We start from the raw sequence: 3,801 nt of genomic DNA on the forward strand, positions 1-3,801 counted from the left end.
TAATACAGCCGGTGTAGAACGCGGCTGATGGGGTGTTTGTGTTCCGGAACCACTCGGGCGGCGGTCATCAACACAATCAACGCCGGCCCGATCGTGATGGAAAGAAACGCCGCCCAGGCCATGGTGACAGCGCGAAGAACAACGGTTTGCCCAGTTGTTTGCACGCCCGGATGATGATTTCCTGTTTCTCCTTCCGGCTCAGTCCGGGCGGCGCGTGTTCGAGGTGCTTGTGGACATTCTCCACCATCACAACGGCTTCGTCGCAAAGCGCGCCGACGGCGATGGCAATGCCTGCCAGCGACATGATGTTCGCGGTCAATCCCAGGTAATACATCGGGATGAACGCGAGCGCCACGGCGATGGGCAACGTGACGATAGCCCGCACCGCGCCGCCGAAATCCAGCAGGAACACAACGACGATGATCGAGACGATGATGGACTCCTCAATGATCGTCCGCGTCAGCGTTTTGATGGAGCGATGGATGAGATCGGACCGATCGTAGGTGGTGACGATTTCCATTCCCGGCGGCAGTGAGGCTTTGACTGCTTCCAGCTTCGCCTTGATGCGCTCGATGACCTGCAGGACGTTCTGGCCGAAGCGGACCACGACGATGCCGCCGACGGTTTCGCCTTCGCCATCCAATTCGCCTGCGCCGCGCCGCATCTCCGCGCCGAGCGTGATGTTCTTGGCCACGTCGCGGAGAAGAATCGGCGTGCCTTTGGCATCCGCGCCCACGACGACCAGGCGGAGTTCTTCGAGCGAACGGATGTAGCCCTGGCCCCGGACTAGATACGTGGTGCCGTAGCGATCCAGTTCGCGTCCGCCGACGTCGTTGTTGGAGGCGCGAACGGAGGAAACGACCTTGGTAATAGGAATGTTGTAGGCGAGCAGTTTGTTGGGATCGATTTCGATTTGATATTGCTTCTGGAATCCGCCGTAGGTCGCCACTTCCGCCACGCCTTCCACGCTTTAAATCCAGTATCGCAAGTGCCAATCCTGAAACGAGCGCAAGTCCGCGAGGTCATGCCGGCCGCTCTTATCCACGAGCGCGTATTGAAAGCCCCAGCCCACGCCCGTGGCGTCCGGACCGAGCACGGGCGTCACCCCTGGCGGGAGATTGCCGGTGAGACCCTGCATGTATTCGAGCACGCGCGAGCGGGCCCAATAAATGTCCGTGCCGTCATCGAACACCGCATAGACGAACGAGTAGCCGAAAAAGGAATACCCGCGCACGACCTTCACCCGGGGCGCGGAGATGAGTTTGGTGACAATCGGGTAAGTGATTTGGTCTTCGACGAGATTCGGACTGCGGCCTTCCCATTGCGTGAACACGATCACTTGCACGTCGGACAAATCCGGAATCGCGTCCAGCGGCGTGTGGCGCATGGCATAAACGCCGGCCAGCGTGAGCGCGCCGACCATCATGAAGACCATGAACTTGTTTCGCGCGCTCCACTCAATGATGCGCTCGATGAGGGAATCCTGATGGGACGGCGGCGGCTCGGAAGCTCTGGAAGCGTGCGGGCTTGAGTTCATTTCAAGGCAAATGAGGAGACGTGCAGTCCTCGCAACGCAGACTTCCAGTCAATCAGCATCGCCTGGAATCATCGCAGCCTGCGACGATTTTGCACTGCGGTGGCAGAGCGTAGCGGCGACACCGCTTTGGTACGGCCAGCAATGGCGACGCAAGCGGCGTGGCGCTTTGCTTCCCGCCGCAGTCCAAAATATTTGGTTGCAGCTTCGCCGCGCTGCGCTGTATCGCGGGTTTTCAATCCGCCGCCGCGCCACACCGACCAGCGCCCTGGAATTGGCGACGCGCTGCCGACTGGAAGTCGGCGATACGGCAGGTTGGAAACCTGCGCTACGCGCCGTCGGCAGGCGCGAGGCATTCGATTTTTCCCACTTCGGATTTCGTTTGGATTGCGGCATTCGGATTTAGTGCTGGTGGCCGCCGGACGACCTCATACCCGCGATGGCCGCTTTGAGCTGGCTCTCTGAATCCACCAAAAACAGCGCGCGTGTGACGACGCGCTCGTTTTCATACAGGCCGGACACGACTTCGTAGTAATCGTCGGTCTTCATGCCGACTTTCACCTCGCGCGGCTCAAGCTGCCGGTCATCGCGTTCGACGAAAGCGACGTAACGCGGGCCGGTGTCAATGACCGCGCTGGCCGGCACCGTCAGTTTCTCGCCGGCGCCGAGTTCGATTTCCACATTGGCCCACATGTCGGGACGAATCCGGTGGTGATGATTCTCCATCTCCAGGCGGATCTGGCCGCGGCGGGTTTGCGGTTCGATGTGGGGGTAGATGAACGTGACCTTCGCAGAAAACGATTCGTTGTTGAGGTAAGGGAAGTTGACAATCGCTTCCTGCCCGGCGGCGATCAGCGGCATCTCGAACTCAAAAACATAGGCGCGCAGCCAGACGTGAGCCAGGTCCGCGATTTCGTAGAGTGATTCACCGGCCATAAAGGCCTTGCCTTCGACGGCGTTTTTCACGAGCACGTGGCCGGAAAATGGGGCTCGGAAAAGCAGCTCCGCCCTGGCAGTGCCGCGTTGCTCCAGTTCTCTGACTTCCTCATCGCCAATCTCGAAGAGCGCGACGCGCAGCCGGGCCGATTCGAGGAGCGTTCGAGCCGCTTCTTTTTGGAAGGCCGGCGCGTCTGCCTTCAATTGTTTCACGCCCCGCCAGGCGATGAGATACTCGTTCTCCGCGGAAAAGAGCTCCGGGCTATAGACCGTGAACAAAGGCTGGCCTTTCTCGACCGGCGCCCCGGTGAAATTGACATGGAGCTTGCGCACCCAGCCGGCGAAACGCGGCGCAATTCGGGTGTACCCCGTCTCGTCGTGCTCCACCAACGCCGCCGTGCGCACCGTGCGCGTAAGGTTGCGTCGTTCGACCTTGGAGAGCGTCAGGCCGATCAATTGACGTTTGTCCGGAGACAGACTGATGGGCACGCGCCCCGGCACGGATGGAGCGGTCGAGTGCTTCGCGTGATCGCCCAGGACCGCACGCGGTTCTTCCTTTTCACGCAGGTTCATGCCGCAATCGGGGCATCTGCCCGGCTCGTTCTGGACGACTTCGGGGTGCATCGGGCAGAAGAACTGGCCAGGCTTGACGCGCGCGGTGTGGGGGTCTGACTCGGACAGAGAAACCGCGGCGGCGGGTTTGTCCTCCTTGATCAAAACGAGCTTCATGCCGCAAATGGGACAGTCGCCCGGCCGGTCGGAGATATAGGTCGGATGCATCGGGCAATGATACTTTTGCGGGCTGGCCTGGGCGGAATCGGATTTCTTGCAGCCGGCAAACGCCAGGGCAAACGCGAGCGCGATTAGAGGAAGCTCGAGTAGTTTGCTGGTGGTCATAGAATCACTCCGGGGCTTTATGATCTGGTAAGGGTCTGTGCAAAAATAACTTCCGGTTTTGGCGGGAGCGCCGCCTGGCCGGATGCAAGGCGCGAGGAAGGAGCATCCCCGTTTTGGGGCTGTGACCGACGAGCAACGCCGCAGCCGGCCAGGCGCCGCCCCGCCCCGGAGGGCTCGCTTTCTGGCTTCGTTTCTCCTCAGTCGCAGAGCCCTGGCTATGCTCCTTCGTCGTGCCTCGCCAGAAAGCGAAATCGCCTCCAGCAAAACCGGAATTTATTTTTGCACAGACCCTAAGTGGTCCATTTCATAAATACGCTCACGTTCGCGGCAAGGGATTTTTCGGCCAGACGAGGCGCGAGCGACGAGCATATCCCGAAGTGGATCTGTAAGGAGCAAGCAACGAAGTCTGGCGAAAAAGAACTGCCGCCCTTCGG

General features: G+C 60.3%; 3 protein-coding genes. All 3 read right to left on the minus strand.

Features of this window, described 5'->3' with window-relative positions; genetic code table 11:
• Positions 1-76 precede the first annotated feature (76 nt).
• Positions 77-967: an efflux RND transporter permease subunit gene (locus FJ398_26655; protein MBM3841466.1), complete on the minus strand. Its 891-nt coding sequence runs from the start codon at positions 965-967 to the stop codon at positions 77-79.
• A 3-nt stretch (positions 968-970) separates the two neighbouring features.
• A complete protein-coding gene (locus FJ398_26660; GenBank protein ID MBM3841467.1) occupies positions 971-1,537 on the minus strand; it encodes an efflux RND transporter permease subunit in 567 nt (188 codons plus the stop codon).
• A gap of 399 nt (positions 1,538-1,936) precedes the next feature.
• Positions 1,937-3,367 carry an efflux RND transporter periplasmic adaptor subunit gene (locus tag FJ398_26665; protein MBM3841468.1) on the minus strand — a complete coding sequence of 477 codons (1,431 nt, stop codon included), beginning with the start codon at positions 3,365-3,367 and terminating at the stop codon, positions 1,937-1,939.
• Positions 3,368-3,801: the final 434 nt, after the last annotated feature.

This window comes from Verrucomicrobiota bacterium, from assembly GCA_016871535.1.
GTDB lineage: Bacteria > Verrucomicrobiota > Verrucomicrobiia > Limisphaerales > SIBE01 > VHCZ01.

Bases quoted from the DNA above. Each gene is read 5' to 3' on its own strand.
- FJ398_26665 (MBM3841468.1), bottom strand. From the start codon at position 3,367: ATGACCACCAGCAAACTACTCGAGCTTCCTCTAATCGCGCTCGCGTTT.
- FJ398_26660 (MBM3841467.1), bottom strand. From the start codon at position 1,537: ATGAACTCAAGCCCGCACGCTTCCAGAGCTTCCGAGCCGCCGCCGTCC.